This is a genomic window from Chryseobacterium phocaeense (genome assembly GCF_900169075.1).
Taxonomy (GTDB): domain Bacteria; phylum Bacteroidota; class Bacteroidia; order Flavobacteriales; family Weeksellaceae; genus Chryseobacterium; species Chryseobacterium phocaeense.
In genome coordinates this window covers 3,057,704-3,079,435 of sequence record NZ_LT827015.1, presented here as the reverse complement: position 1 = coordinate 3,079,435, position 21,732 = coordinate 3,057,704, and the positions used below count along the sequence as shown (strand labels likewise).

Genomic DNA, 21,732 nt, shown 5'->3' with positions numbered 1-21,732 from the left:
AAAAATACAGTTTTTCCAAATTTTATCCTGAAATATTATCCATGAAAAAATACAGTGATGTGATTTTGATGTAAATTTGCCGAATGAAATTTTTTAAAGAATTTAGGAAACAGGAAGTTCTGGCGCTGCTGTACAGGATTTTCCTGGCATACGTTTTTTATCAGGTGGCCAGACTTTTGTTTTGGTTTTTCAATAAGGAACTCATCAAAGTAGATTCCGTTTCAGATTATTTTAATATTGCATACCATGGAATTGCTTTCGATACCACGGCAATTTTATATACCAATGCATTATTTATTCTGCTAAGTCTTATCCCGATTGTTATCAATACCAAAAAAGTTTATCAGAAGATTTTGTTCTGGCTGTACTTTGTGACCAACGGAATTGCCTACGCGATGAACTTCGGTGATTTTGTCTATTATAAATTTGCCCAGGCCAGGCTGACCTCCACAGCATTGCAGGTCGCAAAGCATGAATCCAATATTTTTAAAGTATTCACCGTATCCATAGGGCAGCATCCTTTTGTATTGATCTGGTTCGTTGTTTTAATGGCACTTTGGGTTTTCCTTTACAAAAAAGTGAAAATTGAGCCACAAAAGCCTGTAAAACTGATTCCTTATTTCATCTGGTCTATCCTCGTTCTTTGCGGTACTGCCGTATTGGCGGTGGGAGGAATCCGCGGAGACTTCAAACACAGTACAAGACCGATTAATTTGGTGGATGCCAACCGTTTTGTAGTGAATCCGCTTCATGGAAATATTGTTCTGAACAGTACGTTTTCGTTTTTCAGGACTTTGGGGACGAATAATTTTAAAGAAGTTCATTTTGTAGATGACAAATTTATCGCTGACAATGTTCAGCCTTACAAAATCTATGACAGAAAAGTAGAAAACCGTCCCAATATTGTTATTTTCATCGTTGAATCTTTCGGAAGGGAATATTCCGGAGCTTTTAATAAAGATAAAAATATCAACGGATATGTTTCCTATACACCTTTCATCGACAGTCTGGCAGGGCAGAGTCTGATTTTTCCGAACACTTTTGCCAACGGGAGACAGTCTATTCACGGGATGAGCAGCGTGCTTGCAGGAATTCCAAGCCTTACCGATGCGTTTACCAGCTCACCATATTCCAACCAGAAAATCCAGTCTATTGTTTCGGTTTGTAATGATCTGGGGTACGATACTTCTTTTTATCATGGTGCTCCGAACGGATCGATGGGCTTCCTCGGATTTGGAAATATATTGGGCTTTAAGCATTATTTCGGGAAGAATGAATTCAATCATGATGAGGATTTTGATGGCATGTGGGCCATCTGGGACGAGCCGTTTCTTCAGTATTTTGCAAAGAATACAGGAAAGAAGCAGCCTTTTATGTCTACCGTATTTACGGCTTCATCACACCATCCGTTTAAAATCCCTGAAAAATACAAAGGGAAATTCAAAAAAGGAACCATAGAAATGCACGAACCGATACAATACACGGATTATGCCATTAAAAAATATTTTGAAACGGTTAAAAAGGAGCCATGGTTCAATAATACCATCTTTGTTTTCACAGGAGACCATACCAACCAGATTGCTTATGGGGAATATGAAAAAGCCATGAACCGTTTTGCAGTACCTTTGATATTCTATTCGCCGAATCCTCAGTATAATCTTAAAGGTGTAGATCCTGAAGTTGCCCAGCAGATAGATATTTATCCAACACTGGCAGATCTTATCGGGTACAATAAACAGATCAGAAGCTGGGGAAGAAGCCTTGTAAGCGATAAAAAGTATCCGGCTATTGTCGTGAATTCTGACGGAAGCACGGAACAGTTCATTATCGGGAATCACATGTACCGTTTTGATGGTAAGGAAATCACAGGGATATATGAAAAAAATGACCTCGGATTTGCAAACAACCTGATGGGAAAACTAAAGACGCCTGAAACAGAAAAGGAAATACAGACCGCGAAAGCGTGGTATCAAGATTATATGGATAGGGTGATTAACAGGAAACTGCATTAGGGCAAAGAAAGCTGAGAAGGCTAAGAGAAAGGCTAAAGGGCTAAAGGGCGAAATGGCAAATTTGCAAATTAGCTTTCTTTGCCTTCTCAGCTTCCTTCGCTGTTTTGCCCTTTCGCTATTTTGCCTTTTAGCCCTTTCGCCTATTCATATGCTCCGTATAACAAAAGTTTTTGCCTATCTAAAATTTAATTTATATTTTTAACAATAGATAGTTAACGAAAAACGTATATCAGAATTAAAACGATAAGAAATATGAAAAAAGTATTATTAACATTCGTACTTTCCCTGTTCAGTGTTTTGTCATTTGCACAGATTGAAGGTAAGTGGAAGACTATAGATGATGAAACGAAACAGGCCAAGTCTGTAGTGGAAATCTATAAAAAGTCTGATGGAAAGTATTACGGAAAAGTTTCCCAGCTGCTGATAAAGCCTGCGAATCCAAACTGTACGGAATGTAAGGACGACAGAAAAGGAAAACCAATCCTTGGGCTGGAGATCATCAGAGGTCTTAAAAAAGATGGGGATGAATTTACAGGAGGAACCATCACCGATCCTAAAACAGGTAAAACCTACAAATGTACTATTATAAAAAGCGGTGATAAACTGAATGTAAGAGGGTATGTGGGATTATCTTTACTGGGAAGAACCCAGACCTGGGAAAAAATGAACTAATCAAGTTTAAATAGAATTTTAAGACGGCATTTCAGAAATGAGATGCTGTTTTATTTTTATAAAAGGGAAGTCTGAAGCCGGAAGAAGGAAGTTATTGGGATTCTGAATGGATATCTATAATACTTTCCGGCTCCCTCAGTCACTTTAATTGTAGCCCGGGCTCAGCTTATTTAGGGCCTGCATTCAATGAGATGCCTTTTTTGTTATGTTACTAATAAAAAATCACTATTTTTGTAGTCTAAATTTTTCAAATAAATATGGCAGAATATACTTTTCGTGAGGTAATTGCACAGGCAATGAGCGAGGAAATGCGTAAAGACGAATCCATCTTTTTAATGGGGGAGGAAGTTGCAGAATACAACGGTGCATACAAAGCTTCTAAAGGAATGTTGGATGAATTTGGTCCTAAAAGAGTAATCGATACACCCATTGCTGAGCTTGGTTTCACTGGGATTGCCGTAGGTGCTGCGATGAATGGTAACAGACCAATTGTAGAGTATATGACGTTCAATTTCTCCTTGGTAGGTATTGATCAGATTATTAATAATGCGGCCAAGATCCGTCAGATGAGCGGTGGCCAGTGGAACTGTCCTATCGTTTTCAGAGGACCTACTGCTTCGGCAGGACAATTGGGAGCAACACACTCTCAGGCTTTTGAAAACTGGTTTGCAAATGTTCCGGGCCTTAAAGTGGTGGTTCCTTCCAACCCTTATGATGCGAAAGGATTGTTGAAATCCGCTATCCAGGATAATGATCCTGTGATTTTCATGGAATCTGAGCAGATGTATGGAGACAAAATGGAAATCCCTGAAGAAGAATATTACCTGCCGATAGGTAAAGCAGATATTAAAAGAGAAGGTACAGACGTTACGTTGGTTTCTTTCGGTAAAATTATGAAGCTGGCTATTCAGGCTGCTGAAGATTTGGCTAAAGAAGGAATCTCTGTAGAAGTGATTGACCTTAGAACTGTTCGTCCTCTTGATTTTGATACCGTTTTAGCTTCTGTTAAAAAGACGAACAGATTAGTAATCCTTGAAGAAGCATGGCCGTTCGCTTCCGTATCTTCAGAAATTACTTATATGGTTCAGCAAAAAGCATTTGATTATCTGGATGCGCCAATCAAGAGAATTACTACTCCTGACGCACCTGCACCATATTCAGCGGCATTATTTGCAGAATGGTTCCCTAAGCTTGAAAAAGTAAAAGAGGAAATTAAAAAAGCGATGTACGTAAAATAACTATGATAGAGAAAAACTTCCGAAAGGAAGTTTTTTCATTTATTATATTCATGAAGAATAATTCTTGACGTCATAAAATTAGTATAAATTTGCGCGTTTAAAAATAAATTGGCTGATATGGCAGAAGTTACAGAGGGTGGTCATCATTTTGACCTTAAGAAGCTCTCATTTGTAGGCGTTATAGTTTCTTTGGGAATTGTTTTCGGAGATATCGGGACCTCGCCCCTTTACGTAATGAAGGCGATCGTTAACGCTAGAAAAGACGGTGCCGGAATGCCGTTTGATGAATATATTGAAGGTGCTTTGTCCTGTATCATCTGGACCCTGACGCTTCAAACTACCCTTAAGTATGTAATCATTGCTTTAAGAGCAGATAACAAAGGTGAAGGTGGGATTCTTGCCCTGTATTCATTAGTAAAAAAACTCAAGAAAAAATGGCTCTATGTGGTCGCCATTATCGGTGCCTCCACGCTTGTGGCGGACAGTGTAATAACGCCTTCCTTAACGGTGATGTCTGCCATCGAAGGGCTTAAAATATACAATCCGGAAACTCCCGTAGTCATCATCACCATTGGAATTCTCTTTATAGTCTTTGTGGTGCAGCAGTTCGGGACCGCTTCCATCGGGAAGTTTTTCGGGCCTATCATGGTAACCTGGTTCCTCGTTCTGGGAATCTTCGGATCCATTCATATTGTAGATCATATAGAAATCTTCAAAGCTTTTAATCCTATATATGCCTATAACCTGATCACACACTCTTCCAGTGCCATCGTGATCATGGGGGCCGTTTTCCTGTGTACAACGGGAGCAGAGGCATTATACTCTGACCTTGGTCACTGCGGTGCCAAGAACATCAGAATCAGCTGGATTTTTGTAAAAGTGATGTTGATCCTGAATTATCTGGGACAGGGTGCATGGCTTTTGGATAACTACCATCAGGTGTTCAACGGGGTGAATCCTTTCTTCGGAATTATGCCTCAATGGGCGGTTCTTCCGGGAGTAATTCTGGCTACTGCCGCTGCGATTATTGCCAGCCAGGCGGTAATTACAGGATCTTTTACCATGTTCTCGGAAGCGATGTCTATTTCTTTCTGGCCAAACCAGCACATTGAATATCCTTCAGGGATCAAAGGGCAGATGTATATCCCGAGAATTAACTGGGGGCTGATGGCTTTCTGTTTTGTAGTCGTAATATTTTTCCAGAAATCAGAAAAAATGGAAGCAGCTTATGGGTTGACCATCACCATTACCATGTTGATGACCACCATCCTGTTGCTGTTCTGGCTAAGCCGTACAAGAGTTAATAAGATCTTTATCATAGGTTTTGCCGTAGTATATTTATTCCTGGAATCAGGGTTCTTCTACGCCAACGTGATCAAGTTTGTAGATGGTGGATGGCTAACAATGGTATTGGGAGGATTCATCGCAGTTTGTATGTATGCCTGGTATAACGGAAGACTTATCAAAGCTAACTTTATCCAGTATGTGAAAATAGAAAAATATGTTTCCATCCTGAAAGATATGAAGCTGGATGAAACCATTCCTAAATATGCCACCAATCTTGCTTATCTCAGCAGAGCCAAAAGAAATGACGAGGTGGAGTCCAAAATCATTTACTCCATCATCAAGAAACAGCCGAAAAGAGCCGATCATTACTTTATTTTAAGTATTGTGAACCAGGAAGATCCGTATACGTTCAAATACACGGTAGATGAAATTCTTCCGGGAACCGTATTTAAAATTAATTTCCTTTTAGGATTTAAAGTAGACCGTAGGATTAATGACTATTTCAATATGGTTCTGAAAGATCTGATGGCAGACGGAACCCTTCCTTCAAGAAGCAGCCATCCGTCTCTGAGAGCTCACAATATTCCGCCGGATCTGAAATATGTGATTATAGATAATACATATATCAACGATATACTTTTAACTGTTAAACAGAAGATTACACTCAATATCTACAACTTCGTGAAGTACATCGGAAGTGATGATTTCAAAGCTTGGGGAGTCTCCTCTCACAACGTAGAAGTGGAATCTGCGCCTATTACAGAATTAACGGTTTATGATAATAAAATTGAGCAGTCCGGTTTCTTCCGTCACAATTCTTAAAAGTACGGGTACCAAACCATAAGGTCTATTTAAATAAAAATCAATAAATTTGTAGATAATTTTTTTGATGGATACAGTACAAAAAGAAAAAAATATTGCTTTGATCAAGGATGTTTTAAGGAATTACCTTTTGGAAAAGGGTTTCAGAAACACACCTGAACGATATACGATATTGGAAGAGATTTACAGCATGGATCACCACTTCAATGTGGATGACCTGTATCTTCTCATGATGCAGAAGAAATATCATGTTTCAAAAGCAACGATTTACAACACTATTGAAATTTTCCTTGATGCAGGTTTGATCCGTAAGCATCAGTTTGGAGAAAAAACATTGACCTCTTCATCTTATGAAAAGTCTTATTTTGATAAGCAGCATGACCATCTGGTGATCTACAAAAAAGGCTCTGATAAAGAAATAGAAGAAATTATCGAATTCTGTGACCCACGGATTCAGGGAATCAAAGAAGCAATTGAAGAAGCATTTGGCGTAAATATTGATTCGCATTCGCTGTATTTCTATGGCACTAAGAATGATTAATCAATGAGAATACTCCTTTTTCTGTCAATTTTTATTTCTGCGTTAAGCTCCGCACAGGACAACAAAACTACGCAGATGGATCCTTATATTCAAAGTAAAGGAAAGCCTTCTGCAGCGGTCCGGCCTGAAGATAAGGTGAAGATCATCCATTCCGATGAATTTAAAAAAGATACCAAATACGAAGGAAACCAGTATCTGGTAGGTCACGTGGAAATTGAGCATCAGGGATCCATTCTTTATGCTGATGAGGTAATTCTTTATAACGATCAAAGTTTGGTAAAAGCGATCGGGAATGCTAAACTTCAGAATGCAGACGGTTCTGTAATTACTGCCCATGAGATGGAATACAATGGGGCTACCCAAAAAGGAGTCGCAAAGAAAAATGTAGTTCTTACCGATCCGAAGCAGACCATTAAAACAGATATCCTGTATTATGACAGGCTGGCCAATCAGGCGTACTTCAATACCGGAGGAACGATTTCTGATGCGCAGAATGTGATGTACACCAAATCGGCTACCTATTTTCTCAATACCAAAATGATTGATTTCGTTGGGAATGTAAAAATAGACAGCCCCGATTATATTATTGAAGGTCCCAACATTAAACAAAACCAGAATACAAAAGTGGCGGAGTTTTTCGGACCAACTACCATCACCAACCGTGCGAATCCCAAAAACAGAATATACACCGAAAGAGGAACCTACAGGATGGAAACAAAAGAAGCTTTCCTGAATAAAAATTCCAAGGTCTTTTATAATGATAAGATCCTTACGGGGGATGATATGTATTTTAACAATACTACAGGTTTTGGAAAAGCGACAGGTAATGTTACCCTGGACGATCCTCTGGAAAAAAGATACATTAAAGGAGGGTATGGAGAGGTATATCAGAAGAAAGACTCTGCAATGATGACGAAAAGCCCTTATGCGGTGAAGATCATGGAAAAGGATTCTATCTATTTCGCAGCAGAAAAGATCCTTTCTTACCAGAGACCGGATTCTCTGGATATAAAAGTCAAGAAAAGCTTTTTGAGAGCCTTTAAAAAAGCCCGTATCTTCAAGTCCAATGCACAGGGAAGAGCAGATTCCATTGCCTTCAATGAAACAGACGGAATCATGCACATGTATACCCGCCCGATTCTTTGGAGCGGTGAAAAACAGGTGACCGGAGACAAAGTGGAAGCCTACTTCAATACGAAAAATGAAAATATAGACTCGCTAAAAGTGATCGGAAATGCCTTTGCCATCAGTAAAGTGGATTCTTTGAATCTTAAAGATGAATTTAATCAGGTGAAGGGAAAATTCATGACCGTTTACTACGAGAATAATGACATCAAAGAAGCAAGAGTTGTGGGAAATGCACAATCTATTGTATATGTGGATGATGTGGATCAGGAAACCAAACAGCCTCAGAGAATCGGGATTACACTTTCTACCTGTGGAATCATCGGGGCTTTATTTGAGGAAAAAGGGCTGCAGATTGTTTCGTGCAGTATCGGAGCCAATTCTGACACCTATCCGATGAGTAAATTAGAACCGGAAAAAAGGAAGTTCCCTGATTTTAACTGGAACACCAGAGACCGGATCAGGAAGTGGCAGGATATCCTGGTAGACACCCCTGATTATGAAGAGATAAAGTATACTGCTGATAATGAGCTGTTCAATCAGGCACAGGATGCCATTGATAAAGAAAAAGCCAAAGAAGAAGCTAAAAAGCCAAAGCGGGTACGAAAATAATTAAGAATTTTTTTCGTAAAAAATAATAAATCACCATTTTTTCAATCGGAAATGGTGATTTATTTTTAATATAAAGGGTAAGAATTTCCGAAAATAGCACAAAATAACTGTTGTTTTTCTTAATAATCCAGTCTCTGCCTGCCCCCGGAATGCCTTTTAAATCTGAATTTTTTATTATTCCTTTTTATTTAACGTATTTTTTTTATTCACAATACATTTTAAATTATAATATTTTTTAAATTTAGAAGACCAACAATGATAAAAAAAATAAAAAATGAGAATCTACTATTCCCTGTTGGCCCTTATTTTTTCTATAATAAGGGTAAACGCACAAGTTGGGATTGCAAAAACAACCAATTTTCAGCCTGACGAAAGAACACTTTTACATGTAAAACAGGACAACAGTGCGGCGCGAATGCCAAGGTCTAACACTACTGCAGCACTGCCGGCATCGGCTGCCGGGACTACCGGAAACGGTACACAGAGTTCCATTATTTTCAACAGAGAGACGGGAAGCATTGTACAGAACGACGGGACAACCTGGAAAATTTCAGATCCTATCGTAACGACATTGAAGAACAACAAAATGGCACGCTTTATAAGAAGCGCAGTCATTACCGCAGATTGCGGAACGTGTGGATTGGGATGTGGTGGAGTGAACAGACTTTGCCCGCAGGCAGGAGGAGCAATAGATGTTCCTTTTACAAGTGCAAGCCCAAGTTATAATGATATCTCGGCAGATGTATCCCTTGCTGCTGCCACAAGTAATGTCATTAATATCAAAACAAGAGGACTGTATAAAATTTCCTTTAAAAGTGGTGCCATTGATGTGAAAACACCATCACTCTGCTTGGGAGTAGCCATTAATCTGTACTCCAAAATTGACCTGGAAACCAGTACCGCTGCAGCACCTGCTACGTGGAGGCCTATTACCAATAACAGTTCAAGTTCCACCAGTGGAGCATTATCTCTGGGAAGTCTTTCGCCGGGCGCTATTGATGTGGGACAGTCTTTGGCTATCACCTATATCGGAAGTTTCGAAGCCGGCGATAACCTCAGGCTGAGGTTTTATGGAAACCAGAACATTGGCTCGGGGGTTTGTACCGGTGTCATCGGTGGAAACATCCTGTCTTTTTCGATGAATACTACAGGAAGCGGTGTATCAGAAATTATTGTTGAAAAAATAAACATGCAATAAGATGAAAAAAATCGTATTAACCGCAGTGCTTTTATTTCAGTATGGTTTAAATGCACAAGTTGCTATTGGAGATAATATCATCAGTAATAAGAATATCGTTAAAGTGAAAGACGGAACCAAAGGAGTGATACTTCCGTATTCCAATACCCATACGGGTTTTCCCAAGTATGATGTGGCTTCAACAGATCTCTTCAGTGATTATCCCAATCTCGTAGGCAGTCTTATCTATAACAAGACAGATGATCAATATTATAAATATGACGGCTTTGCTTGGAATCCTGCAAGACAGATACAGGGTATTTTTCAGTCCAAAGGCTCCAGATTGGGAATTTCATCGGGGATTAGCATACCTTGTCTGGCTTTCGGGCTTGGCATATGTCTTTCTCTGGGAGCCCCAGTGTATCTGGCTCCGGATGATAAAAGCCAGGTGCTGGTAGATAATTTACTTCTCAAAAATGCAAGTACGGTGACCATCAAACAAAACGGAATGTATGATATTGCAGCCGCTCTTGGTTTTACCGGAGGCAGTGTAGGAGCCCAGTTAGGGATTACTGAATTTAAGCTTACCCTGCAGGTTAAATATACACCGGCTTCAGCCTGGGAAACCATTGTGACCAAAACGAATTATTCGCTGGTATTTATTATTGATACCCAAGGAAGTAAAACATCAAGTTTTTCACAAACCGTGTCCTTACCTGCCGGTGCCGAGCTGAGAGTTGTTCCTACAATAACAACTATTGGTGGGTCAGGGGGATCCCTGTCTGCATATGGAACGGATACCAGTTCCATCAACTCATATATCGGAGCACGTTTAATTAAAGCCTACTAACAATGAAAAAATATATAGTCTGCCTGTTCCTGTTGTCATTAAGCATGTACAGTGCACAAGTTAATTTCACGAATATAGCCAACCCTGACTCCAATGCTAACGGAAATGATCAGGTGATGATGTACATTACCAATACCAGTGAAGCAACGGGGGTTAAAGGTTTTGGCCTGCCGGCCGTTGAAACGGCTGTTGATCTGCCTTATACCGGTGCCGGTGCACCATCCACAAGAATAGAGGCTTTGCGGGGAATGCTGCTCTTTGTAAAAAGCACAGGCCAGGTGATGGTGTTTGACGGGCTCGTTTGGAGTAAAGCTTTTGAAGTAGAATCCGATAATGTTTCCAGATTCAGTATCAATCCGGTCAGTACAACTTCAGGGTCGGTAATGCTTCCCATTAATTCCCTGATAGATAAGCCAAATTTTCTGGCAGATCCTCTGAAACTTAAAACCAATACCGCAACCACAGGCGCAGACCTGAACAGGCTTTATATCCGCCAGAGTGGTTTATACAGAGTGAATGTAAGCTTGAATTTTACTGGAACTGCAGGATCATTCAGCAGCAGATTAGGCGCAAGCTTGTATGTCAATGATGTTAAAAGATTTCAGCTTTTGGAAAATACCGTGAATTTTGATGGAACAGTCAGGAAAATCAGCATGGATTTTTCAGTGTATATCGTTCAGGGGCAGTATATCACCCTGGAAGCAATTTCTGAACTTGGAGGAACCACTGCCTACAATGTAATCAATAACAGCTTTGTGACGGTAGAAAAAGTCCTGTAAAATAATCTTCTACTTTTTATTATTTATATTAGATTACCCTTAGATTTTTTTAAGGGTAATTTTTTTATTAAAGGCTGATAATTTCTGCATGTGACGAATCTTTTTTAGCTTTGCTGAAAATTTTTGCGACAATGGAAATGCATAAGGACTTTTTTATCTATCAGGCACAAACCACAAAATTTGCAGCTGGTTTTGAAGTTGAAAAAGCAGAAGGAAGCTATATTTACGGAACAGACGGAAAGAAATACCTGGATTTCGTGGCCGGTGTTTCTGCCAATACTCTGGGACATTCGCATCCTAAGGTAGTAGAAGCCATCAAAGAACAGGCGGATAAATACCTGCACGTGATGGTGTATGGTGAGTATGCACAGGAAAAGCCGGTAGCCTTGTGTAAACTTCTGGCGGAAGCCACACCTGATCCCCTGGAGATCACTTATCTTGTAAACAGTGGGGCAGAGGCTATTGACGGAAGTCTAAAGCTGGCAAAACGCTATACCGGAAGGGAAGAGATTGTTTCCTTTAAAAATTCCTACCACGGAAATACGCACGGCGCACTCAGTGTGTCCGGAAATGAAACCCATAAAAGAGAGTTCCGCCCGCTATTACCGATGGTGAGCTTTATTGAATTTAATAATGAAAATGACCTCGATAAAATTACAGAGAAAACAGCCTGCGTCATTCTTGAAACCATTCAGGGGGCAGCCGGGTTTTTAGTTCCTGAGGAGGACTATCTGATTCAACTTAAAAAAAGATGTGAAGAAACGGGAGCTCTTCTTATCCTTGATGAAATTCAGCCCGGCTTTGGAAGAACCGGAAAGCTATTTTCTTTCGAGCACTTTGGCATTGTTCCGGATATTCTGGTGGTGGGTAAAGGAATGGGCGGCGGAGTGCCGGTAGGTGCTTTTATGAGTTCCAGAGAGATTATGGAAACCCTGTCTCATTCACCGAAATTAGGACATATTACCACCTTTGGAGGGAATCCCCTGATTGCTGCAGCCAGCTATGCTACGTTAAAGGAAGTGCTTGAAAGCGGCCTGATGGAACAAACCGCTGAAAAAGAAAAATTGTTCAGAGAACTTCTCGTCCATCCGAAGATCAAAAACATCAACGGGAAAGGGCTGATGCTGGCCGTGAATCTGGGAACACCTGAATACACCCTTGATGTTGCTAAAAAATGTATGGAAAAGGGGCTGATTGTCTTCTGGCAACTCTATAGAAATGAATATATGAGGATTTCACCGCCTCTCACAATTTCAATGGACGAAATCAGACAGGGATGCCAGATTATCCTGGAGGTATTGAATGAAAAATAACTTTAAAATCTCTCGATTGACGAGAGATTTTTTTATGCTGTACATGGTAGTTTTTAACCTGCGAATTTTATTCAATTAAGATTTAAATCCTGTGATAAATATCATGAAGATTCTTTAAAAAAATAACTGCTTTTTAGTGTAATAAAAAAATTAATTTATATATTGCGGGACGATAAAAACAAAGATTATATGGCGAAACATAAAGTCCATTACGAATTTCCAATGCATTGTTTATCAGAGATTTTATATGAATATCTGGCGACGGCAGAGGGATTATCTGAATGGTTTGCGGATGAGGTAACAGAGAAAGGCGATGACTTCTTTTTCAGCTGGGGCGGAGGACCTGCCGAAAAGGCCACTTTGATTAGATATAAGCCTGAAGGTTTCGTACGTTTCAGATGGGAAGAAGATGAAGGGACTAAAAATTTCTTTGAAATGACAATTACAATAGACGATATTACAGAAGACCTGGCCCTGAACATTACCGATTTCTGTGAAGAAGGGGATGAGCAGGAGAACGCATTGTATTGGGAAAACCTGATTGAAAACCTCAGAATAAAATTAGGTGCGGCATAGGCTGCGCACTATGAAATGGTAAAACTGATGAACGATTTATCGTTCATTATTTTTTTATAAATAAATCACATCAAAAATTGGAAAATCAATATTTTACATCAGACGGATTATCTGTGAAGAACAGAGCGTTTCTTTTGGGTGACGCTGTGAAGGTTTCTTTCTTCCTGAGAAACGGAGGATTGATCATGGATGAAGAATGCTATTTCTTCCTGATGGCCTCTATGAGAAAAATGAGAATGAATATTCCGCTTACCTATACGCTGGAGTTTTTCCAGAATCTTTTCCATAAAGATCTTATCGCAGGTAAGGGAATAAAAAACGGGATTATTAATTTCCAGGTTTTCAGGAATAATGATGCCTTAACGGTATCAAAATCTTCAGTTTCCTATTTCTATGAGGTAACGGAGTCAGATGATGTGCTTGCAGTGCATCACAGGCCATTGGAAATGGATCTTACCAAGGAAATCAACGTCAATAATAATCTGCTGAGCAATATCAGGGTGCATTGCCCGGAAAATATTTACGGAGGTATTTATGCTGAGGAAAATGATCTGGATGATGTGATCCTTCTTAATCCCAACAAAAGAATTGCAAGGACCACTTCAGGAAACCTTTTATTTTTAGAAGGAAATATCATCAAAATTCCAAAGCAGTCGGAAGGAGCTTACATTTCTCCCCTCATGGAAAATTTCGTGACTTTCCTGCATAAAAATAACCTGGCAGATATCCAGGAACATGAGATTATTGCCTTTGAATCTCAAAAAGCGGAAGAGATTTTAATGATCTCAGATGAGAAGGGCATATTTTCTGTAGGTAAAATAAGAAATAAGACGTTCGAAAGCTCCCGTTTTATAGAAATGGTGGAAAGCTGGAAAAACAGTTTCTAAATTGACAAACCCGGTAAACAACAAAGTACCCAAGTCCTTTACCGGGTTTTATTCTGAATAAATCAGAAATTGTTTCTTTATTTAATATTCACGGATGATCTCTGTGAATTTTTGTGCGATTTCTTTCTGGCCGGCTTCACTGGTTATATATTCTCGTGTTGTTGATAAAGCCAAGTTCCACAAGTACAGCTGGAGCTTTGGTCTCTCTCAGTATGTGAAGATTGCGTTCCTCGATTTTGGTAGCGTTAAACTTTTTGGAAATTTTTTCAGCCAGTTTTTTCGAGCCCTCAGTATTCTGGATATATACTTCAGTTCCCTGTTTAGCGGTTTCCTTTTCAGGATTATTGTTTATGTGAAGGGAAATTACCATTTCCGGATTCAGCTTGTTAATCATATCTGTTCTTTCCCCAAGCGTTGGATACGTGTCGGAATCGCGGGTTAAAATAACCTCATACTGATCCTGATTTTCATTCAGCTTCTTAATTTCTTTAGCCACGCTGACTGTTATTTCTTTTTCAGTAAACTGTCCGAAGACTGTTCCATTATCATTTCCACCATGACCGGCATCGATCACGATTATTTTTTTGTTAATAGGAGAAAATGATAAAAAAGATACAGAGAAAACTGATAAAGCAAGTAATTTGATTCCTCTCATGGTGTGTAATTTTGGTTTTTCAAATAACGTAAATTCTTTCTTTAAAATTGGTTAAAGCAATCTTAAAATTTGTTAATGTTTTCAAAACGTATCAGTTACGAATTCAATTAGTTAAGAGAGATATCTTCAGGTGAATTGGCCCAAAGCAGATATTCTCCACCCAGGTTCTGCATAATAGACTTCCAGAGGGTCTGGTCATTGGGAAGGGTATAGTCCAAATTGTATACATCCACCACAGTCCACATCTTTCTCTGCACCTCATTGTCAAGCTGTTCGGCAGACCACCCCGAATATCCGGAGAAAATCTTCACGTCATTAATGCTCAGTTCTTTGTTGAGCACAGAGCTGATGATACTTTCAATATCTTCAGTGATATAAAAATTCTTATTGATCTCAGAATAAATCTCAGTTACCTTCTTGCCTTTCACGATAAAAAACACTTTGTCATTTTCCACCGGCCCGCCGTCATAGACCTCTATTTTGAAATCAAAAAAGTTTTTGAACTTATTACTCATCTGGCTGTTTTTCTTATTCAATATCAAACCAAATGCACCGCTTTCATTATGCTCAATGATTAGGACCACCGATCTCGAAAAAATATCGCCGGAAATGTCAGGTGTGGAAATTAATATTTTACCTTTGTATGAGTAATTCATACTCAAATTTAATAAAAAATATTTATGGAAAACCTGCACGACAAGAGAAAAGTGTATGAGAAATCCCAACTTATTGAAAGTGAGATAAAACAAAATCCCATTGAACAGTTCAGAGACTGGTTTTTGGATGCCAGCGGGAATCCTAACGTCTCAGAAGCCAATGCCATGGCGGTTTCTACCGTAGAAGAAGACGGCTGCCCGAGGACCAGAATGGTGCTTCTTAAAGAATATACCTACGAAGGTTTTATTTTTTACACCAATTACAACAGCAGAAAAGGAAAAGCAATAGAAAAGAGCCATAAAGCCTGTTTACACTTCTTCTGGCCCAGCCTGGAACGCCAGATCATCATTAAAGCCGATCTTGAAAAAATTGCAGAAAATCTCAGTGACGGCTATTTCCATTCAAGACCCAAAGGAAGCCAGCTGGGCGCAGCCGTTTCCCCACAAAGCCAGGTGATCCCGAATAAAGAATTTCTGGAAGAAAGGCTAAAAGAGCTTGAAAAACAATACGAAAACAGCGAAGTGCCAAGACCGGATCACTGGGGAGGATATATCGCTAAACCTTACGAAATTGAATTCTGGCAGGGAAGACCCAACCGCCTTCACGACAGGATTATTTATCAGTTAGAAGGTGGACTGGACTGGAAGATTTCAAGACTGGCGCCGTAGCTATAAATTATGAGTAATAAGTAATGAGTAATGAGTAATTATGCCTGGACAAGAAATGGGGTATAGTTTTTTCATGATAAATGATGCCTCTATTTAAATTTAAACTGGAATTTAAGGTAAATAAAATATGAAATTCAATAGGAGCGGGCTTTAGCCCGCTTTACATTTTGATACCCATTACAAGGGCCTTAGCCAAAACCTAATATCCCTGAAAAAATGACCAAATAACCTGGTTAGATTCTGAAATGACGGATATCTCTGGGTGGCTGAGGCTCCCTCCCGAAGCCACCAATAAAAAAGGCCGCTTCCTGAGAAACGGCCCTGAATTTTCTTAATCTGAATGATTATTTTTTCTTAGCACCAGAAACTGCAAGTGATAAATCAGCTCCTGCTTTGAATTTAGCAACTTTTTTAGCAGCAATTTTGATTGGTTTTTTAGTTGCAGGGTTGATACCTTGTCTTGCAGCTCTCTCAGCTACTGAGAAAGTACCGAATCCTACTAAAGAAACTTTTCCGTCTTTTTTCTTTAGAGTAGTAGTTACATTACCAATGAATGATTCTAAAGCAGCTTTTGCTGCAACTTTAGTGATTCCTGCATCTTTTGCGATTGCGTCGATTAATTCAGACTTGTTCATAATTTTTAATATTAAAGTTAGTTCGTAATTATAGCAAATATAATACTATTTTCTAATTGTGCAATTATTTTATTAAAACTTATAAAATTTTTTTGCATTTCGATGAAAACAGTTAAAATATGATAATTTGACTTTTCACGTAAAATCTACGTTACGGCTCACTAAAATCATGCCAAATGCTTATCCTTATTGACTTTAGCAAAAATTTAATATTATTTACTGTATTTATTAAATCCTGAATTCTGTGTAAACTATTAATGCTTTTAAGGATATGTTTGCTGATTTTATAAATAATAACTTGAAAACTTATGTAATGTAAAATTAAATACCTGGCTTTGTGGGAGTTTTAAAATGATTTCAAAAGGCGGATTTATAAATTTTTATTAATAAATTTGCAGCATGTTAATAGAAGTTTTCAAGTCTAAAATCCACAGGGTACGGGTTACAGCCTCGGACCTTAATTATATTGGGAGTATAACAATTGATGAAGATCTTATAGAAGCTGCCGGTTTGGTAGTGGGAGAAAGGGTTTATATCGTCAATGTAAACAATGGAGAGCGTTTTGATACCTATGTGATCAAAGGAAAAAGAAAATCCGGTGAAGTATGCCTGAACGGGCCTGCAGCCAGAAAAGTACAGAAGGATGATATCATTATTATTATCGCTTACGCACAGATGACTCCGGAAGAGGCCAAAACGTTCCAGCCGAAAATTGTTTTCCCGGACGAAAAAACAAACCTTCTGACCTGATGGAGAAAAAATCAAAGAATCCTTTAAAATCTATACTCACAATAGTAATATCGCTTGCTTTTGCAGGCTTTTTTTTATGGCTCGCATTGAAAGGGCTTGATTTTAAGGTAATCAAAGCATCTTTAGCTAAGGCCAATTATCTGTGGGTATTATTCGCTTCTGTTTTCGGTCTGCTGGCCTACTGGTTCAGGGCAGTACGCTGGAATCTGATGCTGGAACCTATGGGACATGCAATTTCCACCTCAAACTCATTATGGTCCATTTCTTTTGGGTATCTGATGAACCTTACCATTCCCAGGAGTGGTGAAGTGGCCAGGGCTACTGCTTTGTATGGTGTGGAAAAAGTGCCGGTAGACAGGTCTTTTGGAACCATTATTCTGGAAAGAGTAGTAGATCTTGTCTGTATGCTTGGATTCCTGGGGTTAACCCTTATTTTTAAATATGATGCCATTCTGTCCTTCTACGAAAACTCAGGCGTAAATATTAACCCTAATAAAATCCTGCTGATTCTTCTGATCCTTGTTGCAGGAACGGTGCTGTTTTTTGTATTCAGAAAGAGACTTGCAGGCGTTCCGTTTTTAGGAAAAATCGTAAATTTTATTAACGGAATTTTTGAAGGACTTGCGACCATATTCAAATTAAAAGAAAAAGGAAAATTCATTTTTTACACGATAGGTATCTGGGTTTCCTACTATTTTGCAGCCTATCTTGTATGCTTTGCACTTCCTGAAACTTCTGATTTTACCATAGCTGACGGCTTCTTCATTGTTGTTGTGGGTACTTTGGGAATGATCGTTCCTGCCAGTGGAGGGATCGGAGCGTTCAATCTGGCCATGAAGTACGGTTTTATGGCACTCTTCATTTCAGTAGGTAAAAGTGCCGAATTGGGTGGCGAAATGGGATTAACTTATTCATTTATCTCATTGCCGTTGCAGATCACTATTATGCTGATCATGGGACTCATTTCCATTCCTATGCTGGCCAAAGCAAGAGAGAAAGCAGTTGCTGACAAGGAATTTAAAGATTAGAATAAATGCAGCTTCTAAAATAATACAATCCGGTTTTTAAGACCGGATTTTTTATTGTAATTAAACGGCGTTAATCTGTTGTTTTACATACAAACTAATAAGATAACAATCAGAACTTCCTTATATTCTAAAAAATAAGCGAAGCGGTTTTGTTTATCTTATATTACACATGTATCAGGGGCATCTTTGTTTTCCTTCGCGTTTAAAGCATCGGAAAAAGCTGTTACGCGGCTGTAAACGGTGCCACATTATATGTTAAAACCCTCATAAATTCAAACATTTTGTCCCGCTATTTATATGTCATTCATTTTTTTATCTATAAATTTGGTCAATTCACAAATCAAATTTATCTTAAACAAAAAATAATTAATAATCTGAAACACTATGGCAATTAATTTACAGAAAGGACAAAAGATCGAAATAGGACTGACAAAAATGACGATAGGACTGGGCTGGGACCCGAATGAAGGAACCGGTTACGACTTCGATCTGGATGCTTCTGCCATCATGATTGATTCCGACAGAAAATTAGTAAATGAGGAATGTTTTGTCTTTTACAATAACCTGCAGTCACCGGACGGTGCACTGACCCACACAGGAGATGATCCAAACGGTAAAAACAGCGATGGTGACGATGATGAAGCCATCATTGTAGATCTTGAAAAAGTAGATCCGAGGGCAGAAGAAATACTTTTCGTGGTTACTATTGAAGACTTTGAAAGAAGAAAACAGAACTTCGGGCAGGTAAGAAATTCCTATATCAGAATTGTGGATAACCATACCAGTCAGGAAATTGCAAAATATGAGCTGGACGAGGACTTTTCCATTGAAACGGGAGTAGAATTCGGAAGACTGTACAAAAGAAACGGAAGCTGGAAATTTGAAGCCTCAGGAATCGGGTACAGAGCGGATCTTGCGTTCTTCCTTGAAAAATATTATAAAGGACAAATCATTAAATAATTATTTCAAATACACAAAACTATAACTATGGCAATTAATTTACAGAAAGGTCAGACCATTGATTTAAGAAAAAATGACCGCGGAGAAAGTGTTTATGACCTTTCAAAAGTGACGATCGGTTTAGGATGGGATGTGAGAAAACAGGGCGGTTTCTTCGGAAAACTGTTCAGTAAAGAAGCGGAATATGATCTGGATGCAGTAGCATTTCTTCTGGATGGAAACGGAAAAGTAGCCAACCTTGGGAAAACTGTACAGACCAACGATGGAAGGCAGATCGCACTGTATCAGGGTGACGTGGTTTTCTTTAATTCTATGCAGCACCCAAGCGGAAATATATGGCTGACCGGAGATAACAGAACCGGTGCAGGAGACGGGGATGATGAGCAGATCATCGTGAAACTTGATCAACTGGACGAAAGCTATCAGAAAATTCTGTTCCTGGTGACCATTTATCAGGGAAAACAGAATAACCAGCATTTCGGAATGATCGAAAATGCCTTTATCCGTGCCGTAGATGCCAAAGGAAAAGAAATTACGAAATACAGCCTTTCCGGAGATGCCAGCATGAACGGAAAATGTGCAATGGTTTTCGCTGAAGCCTACCGCCACAATGGCGACTGGAAATTCCGGGCTATTGGTGAGCCGCATCAGACCGATAATTTTATTGAGATCCTGAAACAGTACGCCTACAGCAATTAAATCTGAATTTTTATCAAACTGAAAAGCCGGCAGGGAAGTTTTCAACTTCCGCTGCCGGCTTCAGAAATACTATCACCTTACCATGAGCAGGAGATTATTAGCATACTTTTTACTGGACACTTCAGGTTCCATGAACGGAGAACCCATCCAGGCACTCAATAATGGATTTAACGGGCTGATCAGCATGCTCCGTGCAGATCCTCAGGCGATGGACAGTCTTCATCTGAGTGTGATCACTTTTGACCGTGAGGTTAAAAATATTATTCCCCTGACGGATCTGGCCAGCTTTTATCCTATGGAGATCACCTGTCCCGACAGTGGCCCGACGCATACCGGAGCTGCCCTGGAAATGGTTTCGGAACTTGTGCAGAAAGAGCTTGTCAAGGGGTCTTCAGATGGAAAAGATGACTGGCGGCCGCTGCTGTTTATATTTACAGACGGAAAACCTTCCGATATTCAGAAATACAGGCAGATGATCCCGGTGATCAGAGGCCTGGAATTCGGGGCTATTGTAGGTTGTGCAGCCGGCCCGAAAGCAGATGAACAGTTTTTGAAGGAACTTACAGACCACGTCGTTAAGCTGGACACAACTGATGCTATTACGCTTTCCTCATTTTTCAAATGGGTGAGCTCATCCATCACCATGGGTGGAAAATCGCAGGGAACAGGAGAAAGTGCGCCGCTGCCTCCGCCGCCTTCCGAGCTTAATATTATTATTTAAATCACTTGTCTTTACGATAAATCATGAGAAGACTGCCTATTTATTTTTTAGTGGATATCTCCGAATCTATGGTGGGAGAGCCTATTGAGCAGGTACAGGAAGGTATCGCCAATATCATCCGGGAACTGAAAAAAGACCCGTATTCACTCGAAACGGTTTATATTTCCATTATAGGTTTTGCCGGAGAAGCTGAAGTGATTACGCCGCTTCAGGATATCATCAGTTTTTATCCGCCAAAAATTCCTATTGGAAGCGGAACATCACTGTCTCAGGGGCTTATTAAAGTAATGGATTGTATCGATCGGGATATTGTAAAAACAACCTACGACAGAAAAGGCGACTGGAAACCCATTGTTTTTCTGTTCACGGACGGTGTTCCTACAGACGATGCAACCAAAGCCATTGAAAGATGGAATAATAAATACCACGGGAAGTCCGGTACCATTGCCGTATCTATTGGCGAAAATACCAATTACAAGCTGCTCGGAACCTTATCAGACAATGTTTTACTTTTTAATAATACTGATGAGAATTCCTACAAAGAATTTTTCAAATGGGTGACTGATTCCATTAAAACGACCAGCCAAAGTGTAACGGAAGCCAATAAGGAAGGCATTAACCTTTCCAAGATTGATTCTATCATCCTGGAAAAAGTAGATCCTGAACTGGAGCAAAGATTCCCCGACAATAATTTTGTGGTTCTGAACGGGAAATGCTCGGAAACGGAGAAACTGTATTTGATGAAGTTTAAAAAAACATTTGCAGAATCAAGTATTCCGGGAATGTCTACGAGATATTACAGGCTGGACGGAGCCTATAAAATTGATGAAAAAGCCTATTTCAGACTTTCTTCTTCCCAAAAGAACAACCTTAAAATTTCAGTGGAAGAACTTCAGGGGGGCACTTCATGCCCTCACTGTGCCAATCCTATTGCATTGGCCACCTGTTCATGCGGCGGAATTCACTGCCTCAAAGGCGAAGGATATAACAGATGTCCCTGGTGCGGAACTTCAGATTATTACGGATTTTCCAGTGAAGGTTTTGATATTAACCGTACCCTTGGATAAT

Annotated in this window: 22 protein-coding genes; 19 read left to right on the top strand and 3 right to left on the bottom strand. The window is 39.5% G+C overall.

From position 1 onward, the window contains the following. Positions 1 to 83: 83 nt before the first annotated feature. The 12 genes from B7E04_RS20780 to B7E04_RS20725 all read left to right on the top strand — a co-directional run bounded on the left by B7E04_RS20780 (position 84) and on the right by B7E04_RS20725 (position 13,891). Positions 84 to 2,012 (top strand): LTA synthase family protein, encoded by a 1,929-nt coding sequence (locus B7E04_RS20780; protein ID WP_080780432.1) that lies wholly within the window; start codon positions 84 to 86, stop codon positions 2,010 to 2,012. 252 nt (positions 2,013 to 2,264) lie between these two features. Further along, positions 2,265 to 2,684, top strand: coding sequence for a DUF2147 domain-containing protein (locus B7E04_RS20775; protein WP_080780431.1), 420 nt, complete (start codon positions 2,265 to 2,267; stop codon positions 2,682 to 2,684). Positions 2,685 to 2,941: 257 nt separating this feature from the next. Further along, entirely contained in the window at positions 2,942 to 3,922 is a 981-nt protein-coding gene (locus B7E04_RS20770) for a pyruvate dehydrogenase complex E1 component subunit beta (RefSeq protein ID WP_080780430.1), read from the top strand. Positions 3,923 to 4,039: 117 nt separating this feature from the next. Next, on the top strand, positions 4,040 to 6,031 hold the full coding sequence (locus tag B7E04_RS20765) for a KUP/HAK/KT family potassium transporter (protein ID WP_080780429.1): 1,992 nt from the start codon (positions 4,040 to 4,042) through the stop codon (positions 6,029 to 6,031). A gap of 67 nt (positions 6,032 to 6,098) precedes the next feature. Next, positions 6,099 to 6,572 carry a Fur family transcriptional regulator gene (locus tag B7E04_RS20760; protein WP_034706517.1) on the top strand — a complete coding sequence of 158 codons (474 nt, stop codon included), beginning with the start codon at positions 6,099 to 6,101 and terminating at the stop codon, positions 6,570 to 6,572. A 3-nt stretch (positions 6,573 to 6,575) separates the two neighbouring features. Continuing rightward, on the top strand, positions 6,576 to 8,309 hold the full coding sequence (locus tag B7E04_RS20755) for an OstA-like protein (protein WP_080780428.1): 1,734 nt from the start codon (positions 6,576 to 6,578) through the stop codon (positions 8,307 to 8,309). A gap of 274 nt (positions 8,310 to 8,583) precedes the next feature. Next, on the top strand, positions 8,584 to 9,507 hold the full coding sequence (locus B7E04_RS20750; protein ID WP_080780427.1) for a hypothetical protein: 924 nt from the start codon (positions 8,584 to 8,586) through the stop codon (positions 9,505 to 9,507). A gap of 1 nt (position 9,508) precedes the next feature. After that, positions 9,509 to 10,336: a hypothetical protein gene (locus B7E04_RS20745; protein ID WP_080780426.1), complete on the top strand. Its 828-nt coding sequence runs from the start codon at positions 9,509 to 9,511 to the stop codon at positions 10,334 to 10,336. A gap of 2 nt (positions 10,337 to 10,338) precedes the next feature. Next, a complete protein-coding gene (locus tag B7E04_RS20740; RefSeq protein ID WP_080780425.1) occupies positions 10,339 to 11,115 on the top strand; it encodes a hypothetical protein in 777 nt (258 codons plus the stop codon). Between the two features lie 137 nt (positions 11,116 to 11,252). After that, positions 11,253 to 12,428: an aspartate aminotransferase family protein gene (locus B7E04_RS20735; RefSeq protein WP_080780761.1), complete on the top strand. Its 1,176-nt coding sequence runs from the start codon at positions 11,253 to 11,255 to the stop codon at positions 12,426 to 12,428. A gap of 189 nt (positions 12,429 to 12,617) precedes the next feature. Then, entirely contained in the window at positions 12,618 to 13,004 is a 387-nt protein-coding gene (locus B7E04_RS20730; protein ID WP_040998091.1) for an START-like domain-containing protein, read from the top strand. Positions 13,005 to 13,081: 77 nt separating this feature from the next. Beyond that, positions 13,082 to 13,891, top strand: a complete 810-nt coding sequence (locus B7E04_RS20725) for an aminotransferase class IV (RefSeq protein WP_080780424.1) — start codon at positions 13,082 to 13,084, stop codon at positions 13,889 to 13,891. 136 nt (positions 13,892 to 14,027) lie between these two features. On the opposite strand, the gene B7E04_RS20720 is transcribed toward B7E04_RS20725, so the two are convergent. Beyond that, positions 14,028 to 14,546, bottom strand: coding sequence for an N-acetylmuramoyl-L-alanine amidase family protein (locus tag B7E04_RS20720; RefSeq protein WP_228440007.1), 519 nt, complete (start codon positions 14,544 to 14,546; stop codon positions 14,028 to 14,030). A 107-nt stretch (positions 14,547 to 14,653) separates the two neighbouring features. Further along, positions 14,654 to 15,202 (bottom strand): YqgE/AlgH family protein, encoded by a 549-nt coding sequence (locus B7E04_RS20715; protein WP_080780423.1) that lies wholly within the window; start codon positions 15,200 to 15,202, stop codon positions 14,654 to 14,656. A 24-nt stretch (positions 15,203 to 15,226) separates the two neighbouring features. Here B7E04_RS20715 and pdxH point away from each other — a divergent pair, with 24 nt between their 5' ends. Next, complete coding sequence (gene pdxH, locus B7E04_RS20710) at positions 15,227 to 15,871, top strand: pyridoxamine 5'-phosphate oxidase (protein ID WP_080780422.1); 645 nt, start codon at positions 15,227 to 15,229, stop codon at positions 15,869 to 15,871. A 344-nt stretch (positions 15,872 to 16,215) separates the two neighbouring features. On the opposite strand, the gene B7E04_RS20705 is transcribed toward pdxH, so the two are convergent. Continuing rightward, positions 16,216 to 16,506 carry an HU family DNA-binding protein gene (locus tag B7E04_RS20705; protein ID WP_062649570.1) on the bottom strand — a complete coding sequence of 97 codons (291 nt, stop codon included), beginning with the start codon at positions 16,504 to 16,506 and terminating at the stop codon, positions 16,216 to 16,218. 399 nt (positions 16,507 to 16,905) lie between these two features. On the opposite strand from B7E04_RS20705, the gene panD reads away from it, so the two are divergent. The 6 genes from panD to B7E04_RS20675 all read left to right on the top strand — a co-directional run bounded on the left by panD (position 16,906) and on the right by B7E04_RS20675 (position 21,731). After that, positions 16,906 to 17,256 (top strand): aspartate 1-decarboxylase, encoded by a 351-nt coding sequence (gene panD / locus B7E04_RS20700; RefSeq protein ID WP_027379879.1) that lies wholly within the window; start codon positions 16,906 to 16,908, stop codon positions 17,254 to 17,256. Beyond that, positions 17,256 to 18,284, top strand: coding sequence for a lysylphosphatidylglycerol synthase transmembrane domain-containing protein (locus B7E04_RS20695; RefSeq protein ID WP_080780421.1), 1,029 nt, complete (start codon positions 17,256 to 17,258; stop codon positions 18,282 to 18,284). Before panD ends, B7E04_RS20695 begins: the two co-directional genes overlap by 1 nt. Before the next feature lie 384 nt (positions 18,285 to 18,668). Next, on the top strand, positions 18,669 to 19,244 hold the full coding sequence (locus B7E04_RS20690; protein ID WP_080780420.1) for a TerD family protein: 576 nt from the start codon (positions 18,669 to 18,671) through the stop codon (positions 19,242 to 19,244). Positions 19,245 to 19,271: 27 nt separating this feature from the next. Continuing rightward, a complete protein-coding gene (locus B7E04_RS20685) occupies positions 19,272 to 19,943 on the top strand; it encodes a TerD family protein (protein WP_062649562.1) in 672 nt (223 codons plus the stop codon). 82 nt (positions 19,944 to 20,025) lie between these two features. Continuing rightward, on the top strand, positions 20,026 to 20,664 hold the full coding sequence (locus B7E04_RS20680) for a vWA domain-containing protein (protein WP_062649559.1): 639 nt from the start codon (positions 20,026 to 20,028) through the stop codon (positions 20,662 to 20,664). 23 nt (positions 20,665 to 20,687) lie between these two features. Beyond that, on the top strand, positions 20,688 to 21,731 hold the full coding sequence (locus B7E04_RS20675) for a TerY-C metal binding domain-containing protein (protein WP_080780419.1): 1,044 nt from the start codon (positions 20,688 to 20,690) through the stop codon (positions 21,729 to 21,731). Position 21,732 lies beyond the last annotated feature (1 nt).